Raw genomic sequence first — 16,792 nt, forward strand, 5'->3', positions numbered from 1 at the left:
AACGATTTATTATATTTGGCAACAAAATACAAAACTAGTAGATAATCTATGGACATTGTTACGGGGGTAGACATCGGTGGTTCACATATAAGCTGCGCGCAAGTCGACCTTGCAAAAAAGGAGATTGTGCCGGACACCTTATGCCGCAAGGCGGTAAACTCAAAAGAGCAGGCCGATGTAGTTATAGGGCAATGGTGTGAGTGCATCCAGGAAAGTCAATCTAAGGCAGGCGTTTCCGGCACTCAGTTAGGCATCGCCATACCGGCACCGTTCGACTATGATGAAGGAGTCTGTCTTATTAAAAATCAAGATAAATTCGACTTACTCTATAATGTCAATATAAAGACACAATTAGCTGAGCGACTCGGCATCGAACGCTGCGATATTGCAATGCAAAACGACGCGAGCTGCTTTATGTTAGGAGAAATGATTGTGGGAGCAGGAAAAGATTTCGAATATGCATTGGGAGTAACCCTTGGCACGGGCTTAGGTTCGGCTTCTGCTAAAGGCATGAACATCCAAGATGCTAGTTTGTGGAACACACCCTTTCGAGACAGTATCGCCGAGGAATATATATCCAATCGCTGGTTCCTGAACAGCTATTTTGAACGCAGCGGTCTACGGTTTCCGGGCGTTAAAGAGCTTGCCAAACATGCAGAGACGGATTCTACCGCGCGCGATTTATTTATCGAATTTGGAGACAGTTTAGGCCAATTTATTGAGATTGCGATGGAACAAGTCAACTATAATCCGCAGGTCATTATCTTAGGTGGCAACATTGCGAAAAGCAATCATTTATTTTTGGATGCGACCCAAACCTACCTTTCGAACAAACAAATTGAACTCCCTATAAAAATTGCGGAGTTGGGTGAGCTGTCTGCTATTTATGGTGCTGCCGGATTATGGAAGAACCTTAATTTTTCAGGAAATTCTTTACCCCAGCTTTGAGTTTATTTATAAACGAACTTTCACCCTTTAAAAGATGTGTTCGTTCGGCTAGGTATAATTTCGTATAATCGTATCCTGCCTGTATGATTTCGTGCGACTTATTTAGGTCAAACAGTAAATAGTTTACCAGCTCTTTAGGCTCTATATACATAAAGCAATCACGTGCCGACGAATAAACCGTATTGGCGAAGCTTAAGTGAAATGAACGGTCTATTGTTTCCCAGAGACCTCTTTTGGGATTTAAATCACGAATAGGATTAACATGTACCGCAATTATTTCATTTTTACGATCAATAAACGGCTCCACGGGTAAGTTATTAGCAAGCCCTCCATCCACATAGACGACTGAATCAATCTCAACAGACGGGAATATAGCTGGTATAGCGCAAGAAGCTTCTATTGCATCCAAAATATTCCCCTCGTTAAATATCTTCTGTCTCCCGTCCACATAAGATGTCGCTGTGACATATAGCGGAATGGGGAGCTCTTCGAAAGTTTTATATCGAAGATTCTCTTCCAGATAGGCTTTGATTTTTTTGAACGAGACGAGACCATGCCTGATAGAATGCCAGGTCAGCATTTTTCGGGTTAGTTTTCCGTCTAGCATCTCTATAATCTCATCCGGCGTATAACCATTCGCAAGAAATGCACCTGCGATAGCTCCTGCACTCGTGCCTGAGATAGCCGATGGATAAATTCCATACTCATACAAGGCTTTGGCGACACCTAAATGCGCAAAACCCCGAGCAGCTCCACCCGACAATACAAATGCCTTCTTCATAGATGATGTTGGTATGCTTAAAGATAGATTTATCTTTCCCATTTCGCAAACTCAGTTTAAATGAAATGATTATTAGGCGCCGCGATGTAGCCCTAAATTTATCTATCTTTAGATTTAAAATAAAACACGAATGGCACATGCATTAATCACCGGAGCGAGTAAAGGAATTGGTAAAGCCATCGCACTGGAGTTAGCTTTAAAAGGATACGACGTTTTATTGGTCGCACGAAATGAGTCGGCGCTGTCGGAAACCTGTCAGGAAATCATGGATAAAGCCTCAGTAGACGCGCAGTCACTTGTTCTAGACCTTTCATCCGACGACGCGGCTCTGCGACTGCGTGAATGGGTACATTCACTGCATGTCGATCTCCGTATCCTCGTCAATAATGCCGGCTACGGTCTAAGCGGTCGTTTCGAGGAGCAAAAGCTAGAGACGATTCAAAATATGATGCAGCTTAACATGACTAATTTAGTTAGTCTTACTCACTTACTATTGCCCTTATTAAAGCGCTGCCCGCAAGCTTATATCCTAAATGTGGCCAGCACCTCAGCTTACCAGTCCACGCCCAACCTCGCGGTTTATGCTGCATCTAAAGCTTTTGTATTATCGTTCAGTCGCGCATTAAACAACGAATTAAAAAAATCATCTGTGTCAGTCACTTGTATATCTCCGGGACCTACGAATACGGCATTCGTTGAGCGAGCTCAATTGACAGAGAAGGGACTTGAGCGTATGAAAAAAGTACATATGGAAGCTTCAGACGTTGCTAAAATTGCCGTTCGGGCTCTATTTTCGAAAAAAGCGGAAATCGTTCCGGGCCTAACGAATAAGTCTGCTTCTTTTATGGCTTGGCTATTCCCTAAGTCGCTCGTAGAGAATATTGCTGGTCGCATTATCGGAAACGTAATTGAGTGAAAAGCCCTTTTAAAGAAATATCATTCAAAATCATTATATTCATGCTCACTTTATTTTAAAAGATATGCCATCATTTGATATCGTTAGCAAAATCGACGGGCAGACCCTCGATAATGCTATTAACAACGCAAAAAAAGAAATATTGAACCGATACGACTTTCAAACATCGAAAAGTACAATCGATTTAGATAAAAAAAGCAATGTAATCACCATTGTGACCGAAGATGATATGCGCCTAAAAGCGATTACTGATTCAATTATTTCAAGAATGCTTAAGCAGAAACTTGATCCAGCGAGCTTAGATTTTGGAAAGGAAAGTATTGCGTCTGGCAATATGCTCAGAAAAGAAGTTAAGATTCAGGAAGGTATCGATAAAGAGACCGCTAAAAAAATTGTTTCAAAAATCAAAGAGAGCAAGATAAAAGTACAGGCTTCAATAATGGATGATCAGGTAAGAGTACAAAGCAAAAACATCGACGACCTACAGAAAGTCATTGCTTTATGCAAGGGAGAAGATTTTGGACAGCCATTACAGTATATCAACATGCGAAACTAGTGGGTTTCACCTCTTGCGGTATAATAACCTGTCGCAAAACAGGCTTGAAGCAGGTATCCGCCCGTTGGAGCGTCCCAAGCTAACATCTCACCACAAAGCTGGATAGCGGGGTACTTCTTTAAGGACAGGTTTGGGTTCAGTTCGTCCCAGCTGACACCACCATGGGTTGAGATAACCTCTTCCACCGGACGAAAACCAGTGACCTTCAACGGAAAGTTTTTTATGATATATGCCAGTTTTGATGGGGATGTATATACATCTTTGTCAAGTGTTCTCAGCAAAGAAATTTTGGTTGGTCCTAATCGCAGTTGTCGTTTAAGAACGTTACTAATCTTTTCTCCATTGAACGCCGATATGATACGTGATTCATCAAAGGATGGCTTCAGATCAATAAAAAGTTCTTGCGGAAAAGCTTGAGATCGGACCGCGCGGTTGAGATGATAAACGGCATTTCCTTCGATACCGTAATCTGTAAAAACCAATTCGCCGTACTTTTCTGCATAACGATTAAACAATCGTACATTCTTCAAAGGCTGGCCAGCTAAGCTTGAATACACCGTCGCTAGTTCTAAACCTGAATTAGCGGAACCGGTTGCGGTCACGGCAATCCCCTTGTTTTGAAACAAGTCGATCCACTTTCCGTCTGATCCGGTTTTAGGCCAGCTCCTGCCTCCAAGCGCTAGAACAGCATGGTTATAAATTACCTCTATTTGCTTATTTACGGTCAAAAAAGTTAATTTACGAGAATCGAAATCACTCAGGTAGTATCCAAACTTAAAATCTACACCTAGCTGACTCAACCTCAGCAACCAGCGCTGTAAAACTTCAATAGGCTTAATACCTTTAACAGGAAAGACTTTGCCCGACGACCCGATAAAAGTTGGTACGCCAATCGACTCGAGCCAGCTAACTGTATCTTTGTTATTAAAGGTTTGTACAATTTCTTTAATCTGTTCCGAATCGTATCTATCAAGAAAGACATCTAACGGCTCGGCGTGACTTAAATTAAAACCGCCATTACCAGCTACTAAGAACTTCCTAGCCGCAGCTGCCTTATGATCGTAAACTATTACAGGATGGCCTTGAAGTGCATACTCTTGAGCTGCCATAAGACCAGCTGGTCCCGCGCCGACGATGTGAATCGTTTCCATAAAACGAAAATACGATCATTTTATATCTTTCCCGTTATATTAAAGCCATTGACTTTAAATTTCGTATTTTCGTAGATATAAAATGCAGATCTTTCGATCCCTTAAATATCACAATTACAGGCTTTTCTTTACCGGACAATCCATTTCTCTAATCGGGACTTGGATGCAGCGTGTTGCAATCAGTTGGTTAGTTTACCGCCTGACAGGGTCGCCCTTCGTGTTGGGCTTAATCACATTTGCCAGCTTAATACCTTCATTAGTCTTAGCTCCGTTCGCTGGCAGTTTGGTAGATCGATATAATAAATTCAATATCTTTATATCTACACAGATCGTGTTGATGTTGCAAGCGGGAACCTTAGCATTGATGGTCTGGTTGGATTACTACAACATTGCCTGGATAGGTATCTTAAGTCTCGTTCAAGGCTTAGTGAACTCGCTAGACGTAACGGCCAGACAATCGCTTGTCGTCAACTTCGTCGAGAAAAAAGAGGATTTACCAAATGCGATCGCCCTGAACTCATCGATGTTTAACGGAGCCAGACTAGTCGGCCCTGCTCTGGCGGGCATCATTCTAAGTTCTTTTGGTGAAAATGTGTGTTTCTTTCTCAATTTTCTAACCTACATAGCGGTTCTTATTTGCTTATCATTGATGAAGATTAAGCTCAAGCCGGTTGAAAAATCGAAAGAAAACATCTGGTTTGATCTGAAAGAGGGTTTCAATTACCTGAAAAACTCACCTAATATATCATCCCTTATACTCCTTATGGCGGCATCCAGCTTAATTATCATACCCTTTACAACGTTTTTACCCGTCTTTGCTAAAGATATTTTTAACGGTGACGCCACAACGTTCAGTTGGTTTGAGAGTGTCGGTGGCTTAGGTGCTTTAATGGGTGCGGTATACATGGCAACTTTAAAGTCGACTCGCAATTTTATAAAGATCATTATCCGTTCGAGTTTCACACTCTCGCTATCTGTACTCGGACTGGCACTATCGCCTTCACTGATTATGGCTTTGTTGTTCACCGGTACAGCAGCCCTGGGACTAATGTCGCAGAATTCATCAATCAACACTTATTTACAAACACATACACCCGATAAAATGCGGGGACGAACAATGAGCTACTATATCATGGCCTTCCAGGGTGTGCTGCCACTTGGCACTCTTCTGATGGGCTACCTAGCCCACAAAATCGGAACGACTACGATCGTTGCTTTAGAAGGGATGGCAGGTGTCCTTATCATGATAAGCTTTATTCTATACCGGAGGAATCGTTTTAAAAACATTAAAGAGCAACTCGGTTAAGGGCGCTGTCAAACAGCACGAGGTCAAATCCAATGATTAGCTTTATACCACTGGATTGTCTCTGCTAAACCCGACTGCAAATCGTACTGCGGAACAAAACCCAAATCATCCTTTAGCGCATCAACGTCGCAAGCCCAGTTTATTGCTGTCAACTCGTTCATCTTCTCTTTATTCAATACGGGCGTTGAACTACGCTTTGCGTATATACGATCCATGAAAGAGGCTAGCATATTTACACCGCCCAAGGGTAAGTGTATTCTCAAAGCCTTTTTTTGAAGGATCTGTTTTGCCGTATCTGCCAATGCATAGCGATCATACACCATACCGTCCGAGACATTATAAAACTGTTTCGGAGGTGTTTCGTGCAATGAATTGATGATTATTTTTGCCAAATCCTTTACATAAATAAAACTTAATTGTTGATCAAACCTACCGATATGGGGATCAAGTCCGCGACTTAATGCCTGGATTAGAATGAATAGATCCCTTTCGCGTGGTCCGTATACTGCGGTCGGTCTAAAACCGAGTAAAGGGAGTTTAGGAATCGACTGTAAATACCGTTCTGCCCTGAGCTTGCTCCGTCCATAAGCCGTGACAGGCTGTGGTTCGGAAGCATCATGAATAAGCGTGTCCAAATCGGTTAGCGGCCCCAGGGCAGCCAAGCTGCTCACGAAAACGAACTTTTTCAATGTAACACAGCCTTTTACCGCTGCTTCAGCCAAGGTTTTACTAGCATCTGCATTAACTTTATTGTAAACTTGTTCATTTTTTGCTTTCGTAATCCCAGCCGCATGTATAATATAATCGAAATCTTTTAAGGTGGATTGGAGATGACCAATTGATGAATAATTGAGGTACATGTATCGAAGCGGCAACTTGTTAAGATGATCTATCTTGCTGTTTTCCCGTATAGCAGCATGCACTTCATAGCCTTGCGATAAAGCCTCTATAATGAGATGATAACCAACGAATCCGCTGGCTCCCGTTATGAGTATCTTCTCGTTCATATCGATTTTGATAGAATTCGGTAGGTGCGATAAGGAACCCCTTTGATTCGCTCGATAGCTTTATTGATTAGATCGTTGTCCTCCAAGGTCCAAGAAGCCTCGGCGTATTCCAGACCTTTCTCTTGAAAAGCCTTAATAATCATGGCGTACAGACAAACTTCTATGCCCATCTTCCGATAGCCATCAATCACCCCTAAAACCATAATCCGAATACCTTTTACCTTTCTTTTCATCGATAAGAGTTTCAAAAAACCGAATGGAAAAAGTCGTCCCCGCTTGATCGTCTTCAATATTGGATTAATATCGGGAATTGCCAATGCGAAGGCCACTAACTTTCCTTCCTTTTCTGCAACCAAGCAAAAATCTGGATCTAGAATTAATTTTAAATCCTTCGCCATATAATCAAACTCCTTATCCGTCATCGGCACAAAGCCCAAATTATGATCCCAAGCCTGATTATACACTTCCCTTAGTGCACTCGCCTCTTGTTTAAAGTTCTTAATATCAATCTTGCGTACCCGAATATCGTTACGCTCCAGTCGCCTCTGTAGACCCTCCAAAAGACCGACGGAACGGTCGTCATAATCATTTCCGTCGTAGTAATATGCACGGAGGTCGACTTTCTTGCTAAAACCATATTGTTCCAATAAGGTTAAATAATACGGAAAGTTATATGGCATCATAACCCGTGGCATACCATCGTATCCATCTATCAAAAGACCGCAGGTTTCATTTGTTGAGAAATTAGTTGGCCCCATTACCGAAGTCAAGCCCTGACCCTTCAGCCAGCTTATAGCAGTGTCCAACAACATATCGGCAACGTCCTGGTCGTTTATGCTGTCGAAAAAACCAAAGAAACCTTCCTTTTGCTTATAAACACGATTATGATTATTATTCTTTATAGCTGCGATACGACCAACAAGCTGATCGCCATCATATGCCAAAAATAACTTAACTTCTGAGTGGTCATGAAAGGGGTGCTTACCGGGAGTGAGCATATCTCGCTGGGCAATATACAATTCAGGTACATAAAAGGGATCATCCTTGTATAAGCTGTGAGGAAAATCAATAAAAGATTTTAGTGCACGCTTTCCTTCGACCGCTATGACCTTTCTCATATAGCTACGTTAACAGGATCGCTGTTCACAGCCTTATAAGCCTCAATAATTTTTCCGACTGCTTCATCTATCTGACTGAATGTGTGCGTCGCCATCAACGAAAAACGAATCAAGGAGTCTTCTGACGCAACTGCTGGAGAGACCACGGGGTTAACGAAGACCCCATTATTATGCAAAATATTAGTTAAACGGAATGTTTTGTCGTTATCTCGTATATATATCGGCAGTATCGGACTTTCTGAGTTTCCGATATCAAAGCCTGCATCTCTCAATTGTGCAGTGGCATAACGCGTATTTTGCCATAACTTCTCGATTCTTTCAGGTTCAGACTCAATAATATCCAAAGCGGCAAGGACGCTAGCTACAGACGCTGGTGGCATACTAGCGCTAAACATGAGTGATCGTGCACGATGCTTAATAAATTCAATTGTAGGTTTCGTTCCGGCAACAAAACCACCTAAAGAGGCTAACGACTTACTAAATGTGCCCATAATCAAATCAACCTCCTTCTCCAAGTTAAAGTGAGAAGCCGTCCCCGCTCCCTGATGACCAATCACGCCCAAGCTATGCGCATCGTCGATCATAATATTGACTCCGAACTCCTCGCTCAGTTCTACAAGTTCCGGAAGCTTAACAAGATCACCTTCCATGCTAAAGATACCGTCTACGACGATTAATTTTGCTGCATCCGCCGGTAGACGACTAAGTTTGCTCCTCAAGTCGTCCATATTATTGTGATCATATTTCAATGTGCGTGAGAACGAAAGACGACTTCCGTCAATGATAGAAGCGTGATTTGATTCGTCCAAAATCAGATAATCATTACGGTCCAATAGGCATGATATCACGCCTAAATTCACTTGAAAGCCGGTGCTAAAAAGTACAGCCGCTTCTTTGTTAACGTATCGGGCTAATCGTTCCTCTAACTCGAGATGAATATCCAGCGTGCCATTTAGAAACCTAGATCCGGCACAACCAGTTCCATATTTGTCGACTGCAGCTTTCGACGCCTCTTTTATCTTAGGATGATTTGTCAATCCTAAATAGGAGTTAGATCCAAACATAAGCACGTTCTTACCGTCTATGACAACTTCGGTATCCTGTGCAGACTCTATTGGTCGGAAATAAGGGTAGATCCCCTTTGCTTTGATAGCGTCTGCATCCTTGAAAGCCGCTACCCGCTCATATAATTTTTTACCCATTGTTAACTTTCTTAATACTTCATATGTTCGTCTCTGGGACGACAACATTATATTTTTGTTAGTATTATCTAAATATTAGGCAAATGTAAATTATTGTTCACAATAATTTTACGTTTTCTAAACGCAACCTGATTTTGTTACCTTATGAACAGTGCAACAAAACGACACAAAAAGCTCATTACCATCGACTTAGACAACAAATCAATGATTTCACCTTAATGTCATATAACAAACAGCAAAAATCGTACTAAAAGCTTCTCCGGCGCTTAATTAAGCCGTCAGTCGAGTATGTACCTGACCCTGACCCGACAACAAGGAATACAAGTAAAAGAATGAGCACTAAAACAGATACCCATAGCTCGGAATTAAGATAAGAAAGTCCATTGGTAAGATTAACAAAGAATACGGCACCAATTAAAATAGGGAGCTGGAAAACAACAAAAATCCTGGTTAATAAGCCAAAAGCAATAAAAATTCCTCCAACCAGATGGGCGAACGCCACGTAATGAATAATAGCCCAAGCATTCGGTTGAAAAGCAGTATCTTCAAGTAGTCGTAAAACAGAATTAGTGTCGGCTATGAACAGTACACCTTTTATAAAAATAAATATTCCTAAAGCTATTCTAAGAATATCTAACCATTGTGGATGGTGGGTATCTCCCCAATATTCCACCTTTTGAATTAAGTTCATTATGTACCTCCTTTCGGGATGTTATACTAAAGTTAATGATATTAATTCAAAAAGAAAAAATTATATCGACTTAATAATCAGGCGAAAAGATCGCTACTAAGATATCGATCACCACGATCGCAGGCGATAAAAACAATGATTCCTTCAGATAATTTAGCGGCAAGCCTTAATGCAACCGCACAGGCTCCTCCACTACTCATCCCTACAAATATCCCCTCTTTTTTTGCCAAAGATCGCGCTGCTGCAACAGCATCTTCTTCCGATACATCCATTATTGTGTCAACGCGTGAAGGATCAAATATCTTTGGGAGATATTCCTCTGGCCATCTCCGAATCCCCGGAATCGACGAGTTATCGGTAGGTTGACAGCCTACAATCTGGATAGATGTATTTTGTTCTTTTAGAAATCTAGAGCAGCCCATTATCGTACCAGTTGTACCCATAGAACTTACAAAATGCGTGATACCCGCTTCAGTATCTCTCCAAATTTCTGGTCCTGTTGTCCGGTAATGAGCTAAGTAATTATCTTCATTAGCAAACTGATTTAATAGAAAATAACCTTCAGTACTTCCTTTCTCTTCGGCGTAATCCCGACAGACCTCGATTGATTCGAGTAGGGTAACCTGCGCACCAAAAGCTTGCATCGTCAGCGTTCGTTCTCTGGTAGAACTCGCCGGCATGACCAATTCAATATCCAGACCATATATCCCGGCCATCATGGCAAGCGCAATACCTGTGTTGCCGCTGGTAGCCTCAATCAACTTCGTACCCTTTTTAATATCTCCTCTTTCCAGTGCACTTCGAATCATATTCAAGGCGGCGCGATCCTTAACACTTCCGCCGGGGTTTGAACCTTCGAGTTTTGCAAAAACACGAACCTTGCTATTCGTATTCAAACGTTTCAATTCTACTAACGGAGTATTTCCAACGGTATCGATAATTGTATTCATACTGTCTCTTACGATTTACTTTTCGCTTCAATCACTTTAATAGTTGGCTGATGGTATACAGTCGCAAAAGGCGGAACACTACGCGTAAGCCAGACATTACCACCAATTGTACAATGACTTCCGATGACGGTATCGCCCCCCAAGATTGTGGCGCCTGCATATAATACAACGTGATCCCCTATGGTTGGGTGTCTTTTGACGTCGACCATAGCCTTATCAACACTCAGCGCACCTAAGGTTACGCCTTGGTAAATCTTCACATGATTGCCAATGATCGTTGTTTCTCCGATCACGATGCCCGTACCATGATCTATGCATAGATAATCACCAATGGTAGCACCCGGATGGATATCAATTCCGGTCTTAGAATGAGCTAGCTCCGTCAACAATCTAGGAATCAAGGGAACATCCAATTGGAATAGAGCATTGGCAATTCTGTAAAACGCTATCGCAATAAAACCTGGATAGGCGCGAATGATTTCAAAGGTATTTGTCGCGGCTGGATCTCCTTGTTGGATGGCTAAGATGTCCGTGTTCATTCTCCTGTAAATCTCCGGGAAGTCCCGAAAGAAGGACCGAACAATCTCCTCGTTGTTGCAATCGTCACAAGCCTTCGTAACATTTAAAATCCTTAGCAGCTCCTTTTCTAACCTAGCGAAATAACTCTCAACTTCTTCGAGGCTGGAAAACGCGCCTTCTGAGCGTTCAGGGAATGCAAAATTTAACAGGTCATTTATCCATTTTTCAATAACTTCGTTTGAAGATACTGTTTCATGCAGCTTTTGCTTTTTAAATATATGAAGATAGAACTCTTCTGTACTCATGTTCGTCTTAATTTAATCATCCGATTCATCTTCAACGTTTTCAAGAATCAACAACTTATCGATACGCATACCATCCATATCAACGATTTCAATTTGTAGACCTTCTACCTCTAGCTTTTCTCCGGTCGTCGGTATTGCGCGAAGCTTATGAAGAATAAAGCCGGATATTGTTGTATATTTTGAGTGATCTTCTTCGATTAATTCCTTGGCAAAAAACTGATTGATTGCCAATACAGAGGTTTTACCGTCAACTAAGAACGTGCCATCTGCTCGCCTTAATATACTTGTTTCTTCGTCTTCATCGGGCAAATCTCCAACGATAGCTTCAAATAAGTCATGAATAGTCACTATTCCAACTACCCCTCCATATTCGTCAACCGCAATCGCGATGTACTGCTTCTCTGCTTTAAACGTATTTAGAATCTTAAAAGAAGGGGTATTTTGTGAGATGATAATCGGTTTACGTAAAATTGACAAGATATCAAACCCTTCCGTTCGGAAGTTCTCTAAGAAATCTTTAATATAAACAACCCCCTTGATATTATCAATCGACTCATCTGATACGATAAACTTTGAATGCACACTTTCTTTTATCTGATCGAAGATATCATCTGCGCTATCCTCGAGGTTTATCCATTCCAATTCGGATCGGTGGGTTAACATCGACTTTGCAGTCTGATCGGTAAACATAAACAGGTTTTGATGAACCTGCGTTTCTTCATTTTCTAAAACACCTTGATTGTGGGCTGTTTTCAACATAAAACGCAGTTCATCCTCACTAATTTGCTCGCCTGACTTTTCCTTAATCCCAAATAGTTTGATAATGAGGGAAGTTGAAAAGGACAATAGTTTTACAAAAGGATATGCTATAAATGTGAAATATCGAATGACCGGAACGGCAAATAATGCGATAGGTTCCGCATTATTCATGGCTATCGTCTTAGGCACTAACTCACCGATAACGATAGACACATACGTGATACCGCCGATAACGATGATCATCGCGACTGTATTGATCGAATCACCTAACCAGGAAAACTGAGATAGGAACGCAACCATATCATCGGTTAACGCCGCACCTCCATATGCGCCGGAGACAATCCCAATTAAGGTGATGCCTACCTGAACAGAAGACAGAAAATTTTCAGGATTTTTTAGAAGCTTCAAAACCATGGCAGCACGACTGTTGCCTTGGGCCGCTAAATGCTCAAACCTGCTCTTCTTAACCGATACGAGAGCGATTTCTGACAACGCAAAGAAACCATTTAACATGATCAAGATTAGAATAATTAGTATTTCCATCTATCGTAAACTAAGGTTTTCGCGTTCCATTATTTAAAATTATCTGTTTGAGTATATTCAATTACAAGTAAAGTTAATGATTGTTTCCCATATTCATAGAGTTTCTTTTGCGCTTCAACAATTCGACAATTGTTCGTAATATAAAAAAGCCCCAATACTTTTTCAGTATTGGGGCTCTCTTTTAAAAAGCTTTTGAATTGCTCTTTTTCAAAAATAACAATTGATCGCGTTAAGCTATCTTAAAACTTTAACACCTGTTGCGATAATCTCAATGGTTTTTCTTGGCGCTTGGATCGCAGCGATTTCTTCTTTGCTTTTACCAGCATCCTCAGCCCAATGTTGTAACTGCTTCACCGAATGCTCTGTAAGCTTTGCCTCACCTTCTACCGCCACTGTTTTACCGACAATATTTTGTGGCATAAAGAAGCCATAGTCTTTAAAACGAACGGTAATAAGCTCACCCGATTTGTCGTCGGTCAATTTCATAAAACAACCTTTTTTCGTGCATACTTCCACAATATTGCCGGTAACCGATCCACTATAAACTGAGTCTTTGTCAAGTTTCTTCTCCAGTTTTGTCACCGTCATATGCTTATTGGCGTCAACGCCTTCTCCATATTCCACGCCAGGTTGTGCTGAACGAATATCTTCTTGTGCGAAGATGCATGTCGATACTAACAAAGCAACTCCTAATAATATTATCTTTTTCATCGAAACAAATATACAATTTTCAAATTAAGAAGCTCCGTTCTCTGTTTTCTTTCTCATCAACAGTTTTACCAATTCAATCGCAACAATCCCTCCTGCGGTAATGAGGGTGATCATCGACATAGATCGCCAATCAAGTGGACTTACCTTCAAAATACCACCAAAAACAGGCACATAGATAATAGCCAACTGCAACGCGATCGTGAATAGAAGAGCGAACCACATCTTTGCATTTGAAAAAAGAGCTGTATATATTGGGTAGTTCCTGGAACGCACTGAAAATGAATTGCCCAGCTGTATAAAACAAAGCAGGGTGAATACCATGGTCTGCTGGGTATTTTCGTCGTAATTTTGATTGGCAGCCCATGATTGGAGAAAGATAGCGGCAAAAGCCATGATAACTCCGGTAGCAATAATCTTCGGCACCATCCCGCCAGCAAACAGATTCTCCTTAGGGGGCCGCGGTGGAATTTTCATGGTGTCTTTCTCAGCAGGTTCAGACGCCAAAGCTAGACCTGGCAAACCATCGGTCACCAAATTAATCCACAAGATATGAATCGGCAATAAAGGTGTGGCCAGGCCAATTAAGGGTGCAAAAAAGATCGTCAAAATCTCACCTAGATTACAAGAAAGAACGTACAAAACAAACTTTTTAATATTTGCGTATATTCTTCTTCCCTCTTTGATGGCTTTTACGATCGTGGCAAAATCATCATCTAATAAGATCATATCTGCTGCTTCCTTAGACACTTCAGTTCCGGTGATACCCATCGCAACGCCGATATTTGCTTGCTTCAGTGAGGGCGCATCATTCACTCCATCTCCCGTCATGGCAACAAATTCACCTTGCTTTTGAAGTGCTTTAACAATGTTCAGCTTCTGCTCGGGTGACACGCGAGCGTATACAGAAACACTCGAGACATGTTCATTTAATTCGTGTTCTGAAAGCTTACTTAGCGCTACACCTGTTAAACTGTTATCACTATCGTCTTGGCTGATATTAAGACGATGAGCTATCGCTTTGGCCGTTAAAACCTGATCTCCAGTGATCATTACCGAATGTATTCCCGCTGTTTGACATTCTTGAATAGCATCAATGACTTCTTCTCTTGGGGGATCAATCATTGCAACCATACCGAGAAAATCTAACTCGATCTCCATATCCACCGAAAATTTCTCAGGTTTTTTGTCAAAAATCTTATATGCAAAGAATAGAACGCGTAGACCCTCTGCCGCCCATTGTCGATTGATACCCAACCAAGCTTCAGTTTCGTCTTTGTATTTATCTGACAAAGCTTCGACGATGCGGGCTGGCGCCCCTTTAGTAAACAAAAACCACTTGCCTTCTCTTTCATGCAGTGTACTCATCCGCATGCGCTCGGAGTCAAACGGCACTTTATCTACCTGTGGAAACTCCTTTTGCGCTTTTTCAAGACTCAAGCCCTCAGCTATCGCATATTGGACCATCGCTGTCTCTGTCGAATCCCCCATAAGCTCATCATCTGACACCTGCACCTCGTTGTTGAGAAGCATAGCATGCTCCAAAAGATTATCTTCTTCTCCGGCCACCACTTTTGTTTTCTCAACCGTCATGACATTCTTTGTCAGCGTGCCGGTTTTATCACTACAGATATAGGTGACAGACCCCAATGTTTCCACAGCCGGTAAATTTCTCATAAGGGCTTTCTGTTTCACCATCCGTCGCGCTCCACCAGATAAGGCGATTGTAACCACGGCGGGCAGAGCCTCCGGCAAGGCTGCAACTGCAAGCGACAAGGCAGTCAAAAACATCAAAAACGGTGCTTCCCCTCGCAACCAACCAAAGAGAAAGACAACAACACAAATGATAATAACGATAACAGCCAGTTGCTTGCTAAAAACGCCCAGTCTTTTCTGTAAGGGAGTTTGTGGATCATCGCCTTTAAGTAAGCCGGCCACCTTGCCGATTTCGGTTTTCATGCCGGTAGCCGTAACCACCATACTAGCTGTGCCATTACTGATCATCGTCCCTTTAAAAACCATGTTCTTTTGATCGCCCACCGGCAGGTCCTTTTCTTCGAGTACACCTATTTCCTTCTCAACGGTGTGGCTTTCGCCGGTCAAGGCCGACTCATCGGTTTTCAATGCGTTTACTTTCAGCAAGCGTCCATCCGCAGGCACAACATCGCCGGCTTCGAGCAATACAATATCACCGGGTACAAGATCTGATGCATCTAATTTTACTGGTTTATTGTTCCTTACTGCGATCGCGTGTTGTGCCGACATTTCTTGTAGCATTTGTACAGCATTCTCGGCATTGTTTTCTTGAAAGAAACCGATCAAAGCATTCCCAATGATAATGACTAGGATGACATAGGCGTCAACCTGCTCACCTACCACAAAAGAAATGACAGCAGCAGCAGCCAAAATAAGAATCATCAAATCCTTAAACTGACCTAGGAAAATTGCGAGTTTGGTCTTTTTCTTCGCCCGTTCGATCACATTCGGCCCCTCTACTTCTCGTATAGAAGCCACTTGTTGATTATCTAGCCCTTGCTCGGAGCTGTTAAGTTTTTCGAATAATTCTTCTTCGCTCTGCAAGTAAGTACCAGACATATCAACGTTTCATTTTATTCCAAATGTGGTTTTAGTTTCTCAACCCATACATCATAACCAGCAGCAGTCATATGCAGACTATCGGCCAGATAATATGCAGGATTCGGTCTGCCGTTGTCCATTAACATCGGATTCAAGATGTCAACGTAACTGGCATTTTCCATTGTATTTAGATAACCTTCAACCTTTGCATTTGTTTTTTTGATGCTGTCAATCAAGTGCCAGCGGCTTGGACTAGGTTTAATAGCAAGAAAAGTAATCTTTGTTTTAGGAAGCTGGAGGCGTATATCGTCAAAGAAATCTTTCAGGTCATTAAAAACTCTTTCGGTCGACTTGCCGGCATTTAAATCATTATCACCTACATAAACAACCACTTGTTTCGGCTTATACGGATAAAGGATCCTATAAGCATAATAATGTACTTCGTCCGTCTGTGACCCTCCAAAACCCCGATTTATTGTATTTTGATCCGGGAAATCTTCAGCGAGAGTTTTCCAACCAACAATCGATGAACTACCGACAAATACAATGCCTCCCTTCTTGGGCCTCTGGATCTTGTCAGCTTCTTCAAAAGCAACAATATCTTTCTCCCATCTTTCAATGTTCTCAGGGATATTTTGAACAATATTAAACTTCGACTGTGTGGTTTGAAGCTTCGGACTGCATCCAACAGCAAATACCACAAACAACAAAACAAAAATCTGCAACGTATTGCTTAATTTCATAACAACTATTTA

General features: G+C 41.7%; 16 protein-coding genes. 4 read left to right on the forward strand and 12 right to left on the reverse strand.

Annotated features, from left to right (window positions below):
• Positions 1–48 precede the first annotated feature (48 nt).
• Positions 49–948: an ROK family protein gene (locus tag WKR92_RS04190; RefSeq protein ID WP_375556577.1), complete on the forward strand. Its 900-nt coding sequence runs from the start codon at positions 49–51 to the stop codon at positions 946–948.
• Here the strand turns inward: WKR92_RS04190 and WKR92_RS04195 are convergent.
• The gene (locus WKR92_RS04195) at positions 914–1,729 is read right to left on the reverse strand and encodes a patatin-like phospholipase family protein (protein WP_375556578.1); all 816 of its coding nucleotides are present in this window, start codon (positions 1,727–1,729) and stop codon (positions 914–916) included. The genes WKR92_RS04190 and WKR92_RS04195 overlap by 35 nt on opposite strands.
• 130 nt (positions 1,730–1,859) lie before the next feature.
• Between WKR92_RS04195 and WKR92_RS04200 the strand changes: the two genes are divergently transcribed.
• Both WKR92_RS04200 and WKR92_RS04205 read left to right on the forward strand, forming a co-directional pair.
• Positions 1,860–2,645, forward strand: coding sequence for an SDR family NAD(P)-dependent oxidoreductase (locus WKR92_RS04200; protein WP_375556579.1), 786 nt, complete (start codon positions 1,860–1,862; stop codon positions 2,643–2,645).
• 64 nt (positions 2,646–2,709) lie between these two features.
• Positions 2,710–3,201 carry a YajQ family cyclic di-GMP-binding protein gene (locus tag WKR92_RS04205; RefSeq protein ID WP_375556580.1) on the forward strand — a complete coding sequence of 164 codons (492 nt, stop codon included), beginning with the start codon at positions 2,710–2,712 and terminating at the stop codon, positions 3,199–3,201.
• On the opposite strand, the gene WKR92_RS04210 is transcribed toward WKR92_RS04205, so the two are convergent.
• The gene (locus tag WKR92_RS04210; RefSeq protein ID WP_375556581.1) at positions 3,198–4,352 is read right to left on the reverse strand and encodes a BaiN/RdsA family NAD(P)/FAD-dependent oxidoreductase; all 1,155 of its coding nucleotides are present in this window, start codon (positions 4,350–4,352) and stop codon (positions 3,198–3,200) included. The genes WKR92_RS04205 and WKR92_RS04210 overlap by 4 nt on opposite strands.
• 82 nt (positions 4,353–4,434) lie before the next feature.
• On the opposite strand from WKR92_RS04210, the gene WKR92_RS04215 reads away from it, so the two are divergent.
• Positions 4,435–5,658 (forward strand): MFS transporter, encoded by a 1,224-nt coding sequence (locus tag WKR92_RS04215; protein WP_375556582.1) that lies wholly within the window; start codon positions 4,435–4,437, stop codon positions 5,656–5,658.
• 23 nt (positions 5,659–5,681) lie between these two features.
• Here WKR92_RS04215 and WKR92_RS04220 read toward each other — a convergent pair whose 3' ends face one another.
• The 10 genes from WKR92_RS04220 to WKR92_RS04270 all read right to left on the reverse strand — a co-directional run bounded on the left by WKR92_RS04220 (position 5,682) and on the right by WKR92_RS04270 (position 16,780).
• A complete protein-coding gene (locus WKR92_RS04220; protein ID WP_375556583.1) occupies positions 5,682–6,665 on the reverse strand; it encodes an NAD-dependent epimerase/dehydratase family protein in 984 nt (327 codons plus the stop codon).
• Complete coding sequence (locus WKR92_RS04225) at positions 6,662–7,783, reverse strand: hypothetical protein (protein WP_375556584.1); 1,122 nt, start codon at positions 7,781–7,783, stop codon at positions 6,662–6,664. Before WKR92_RS04225 ends, WKR92_RS04220 begins: the two co-directional genes overlap by 4 nt.
• A complete protein-coding gene (gene spt / locus WKR92_RS04230; RefSeq protein WP_375556585.1) occupies positions 7,780–8,985 on the reverse strand; it encodes a serine palmitoyltransferase in 1,206 nt (401 codons plus the stop codon). Before spt ends, WKR92_RS04225 begins: the two co-directional genes overlap by 4 nt.
• Before the next feature lie 247 nt (positions 8,986–9,232).
• Entirely contained in the window at positions 9,233–9,676 is a 444-nt protein-coding gene (locus WKR92_RS04235; RefSeq protein ID WP_375556586.1) for a DoxX family protein, read from the reverse strand.
• A 77-nt stretch (positions 9,677–9,753) separates the two neighbouring features.
• Positions 9,754–10,626: a cysteine synthase CysM gene (cysM, locus tag WKR92_RS04240; protein WP_375556587.1), complete on the reverse strand. Its 873-nt coding sequence runs from the start codon at positions 10,624–10,626 to the stop codon at positions 9,754–9,756.
• Positions 10,627–10,634: 8 nt separating this feature from the next.
• The gene (locus WKR92_RS04245; RefSeq protein ID WP_375556588.1) at positions 10,635–11,450 is read right to left on the reverse strand and encodes a serine O-acetyltransferase; all 816 of its coding nucleotides are present in this window, start codon (positions 11,448–11,450) and stop codon (positions 10,635–10,637) included.
• Between the two features lie 12 nt (positions 11,451–11,462).
• A complete protein-coding gene (locus WKR92_RS04250) occupies positions 11,463–12,752 on the reverse strand; it encodes a hemolysin family protein (protein WP_375556589.1) in 1,290 nt (429 codons plus the stop codon).
• Positions 12,753–12,986: 234 nt separating this feature from the next.
• Positions 12,987–13,463 (reverse strand): DUF4920 domain-containing protein, encoded by a 477-nt coding sequence (locus WKR92_RS04260; RefSeq protein WP_446014090.1) that lies wholly within the window; start codon positions 13,461–13,463, stop codon positions 12,987–12,989.
• A gap of 24 nt (positions 13,464–13,487) precedes the next feature.
• A complete protein-coding gene (locus tag WKR92_RS04265) occupies positions 13,488–16,055 on the reverse strand; it encodes a cation-translocating P-type ATPase (RefSeq protein ID WP_375556590.1) in 2,568 nt (855 codons plus the stop codon).
• 14 nt (positions 16,056–16,069) lie between these two features.
• Positions 16,070–16,780: a GDSL-type esterase/lipase family protein gene (locus WKR92_RS04270; protein ID WP_375556591.1), complete on the reverse strand. Its 711-nt coding sequence runs from the start codon at positions 16,778–16,780 to the stop codon at positions 16,070–16,072.
• Positions 16,781–16,792 lie beyond the last annotated feature (12 nt).

Origin of the sequence: Albibacterium profundi (assembly GCF_042159835.1) — a bacterium.
In the GTDB taxonomy this organism is placed as follows: Bacteria; Bacteroidota; Bacteroidia; order Sphingobacteriales; family Sphingobacteriaceae; genus Albibacterium; species Albibacterium profundi.

Coding starts and splice junctions, on each gene's coding strand:
- WKR92_RS04190 (WP_375556577.1), top strand. CDS start 49: ATGGACATTGTTACGGGGGTAGACATCGGTGGTTCACATATAAGCTGC.
- WKR92_RS04195 (WP_375556578.1), bottom strand. CDS start 1,729: ATGAAGAAGGCATTTGTATTGTCGGGTGGAGCTGCTCGGGGTTTTGCG.
- WKR92_RS04200 (WP_375556579.1), top strand. CDS start 1,860: ATGGCACATGCATTAATCACCGGAGCGAGTAAAGGAATTGGTAAAGCC.
- WKR92_RS04205 (WP_375556580.1), top strand. CDS start 2,710: ATGCCATCATTTGATATCGTTAGCAAAATCGACGGGCAGACCCTCGAT.
- WKR92_RS04210 (WP_375556581.1), bottom strand. CDS start 4,352: ATGGAAACGATTCACATCGTCGGCGCGGGACCAGCTGGTCTTATGGCA.
- WKR92_RS04215 (WP_375556582.1), top strand. CDS start 4,435: ATGCAGATCTTTCGATCCCTTAAATATCACAATTACAGGCTTTTCTTT.
- WKR92_RS04220 (WP_375556583.1), bottom strand. CDS start 6,665: ATGAACGAGAAGATACTCATAACGGGAGCCAGCGGATTCGTTGGTTAT.
- WKR92_RS04225 (WP_375556584.1), bottom strand. CDS start 7,783: ATGAGAAAGGTCATAGCGGTCGAAGGAAAGCGTGCACTAAAATCTTTT.
- spt (WP_375556585.1), bottom strand. CDS start 8,985: ATGGGTAAAAAATTATATGAGCGGGTAGCGGCTTTCAAGGATGCAGAC.
- WKR92_RS04235 (WP_375556586.1), bottom strand. CDS start 9,676: ATGAACTTAATTCAAAAGGTGGAATATTGGGGAGATACCCACCATCCA.
- cysM (WP_375556587.1), bottom strand. CDS start 10,626: ATGAATACAATTATCGATACCGTTGGAAATACTCCGTTAGTAGAATTG.
- WKR92_RS04245 (WP_375556588.1), bottom strand. CDS start 11,450: ATGAGTACAGAAGAGTTCTATCTTCATATATTTAAAAAGCAAAAGCTG.
- WKR92_RS04250 (WP_375556589.1), bottom strand. CDS start 12,752: ATGGAAATACTAATTATTCTAATCTTGATCATGTTAAATGGTTTCTTT.
- WKR92_RS04260 (WP_446014090.1), bottom strand. CDS start 13,463: ATGAAAAAGATAATATTATTAGGAGTTGCTTTGTTAGTATCGACATGC.
- WKR92_RS04265 (WP_375556590.1), bottom strand. CDS start 16,055: ATGTCTGGTACTTACTTGCAGAGCGAAGAAGAATTATTCGAAAAACTT.
- WKR92_RS04270 (WP_375556591.1), bottom strand. CDS start 16,780: ATGAAATTAAGCAATACGTTGCAGATTTTTGTTTTGTTGTTTGTGGTA.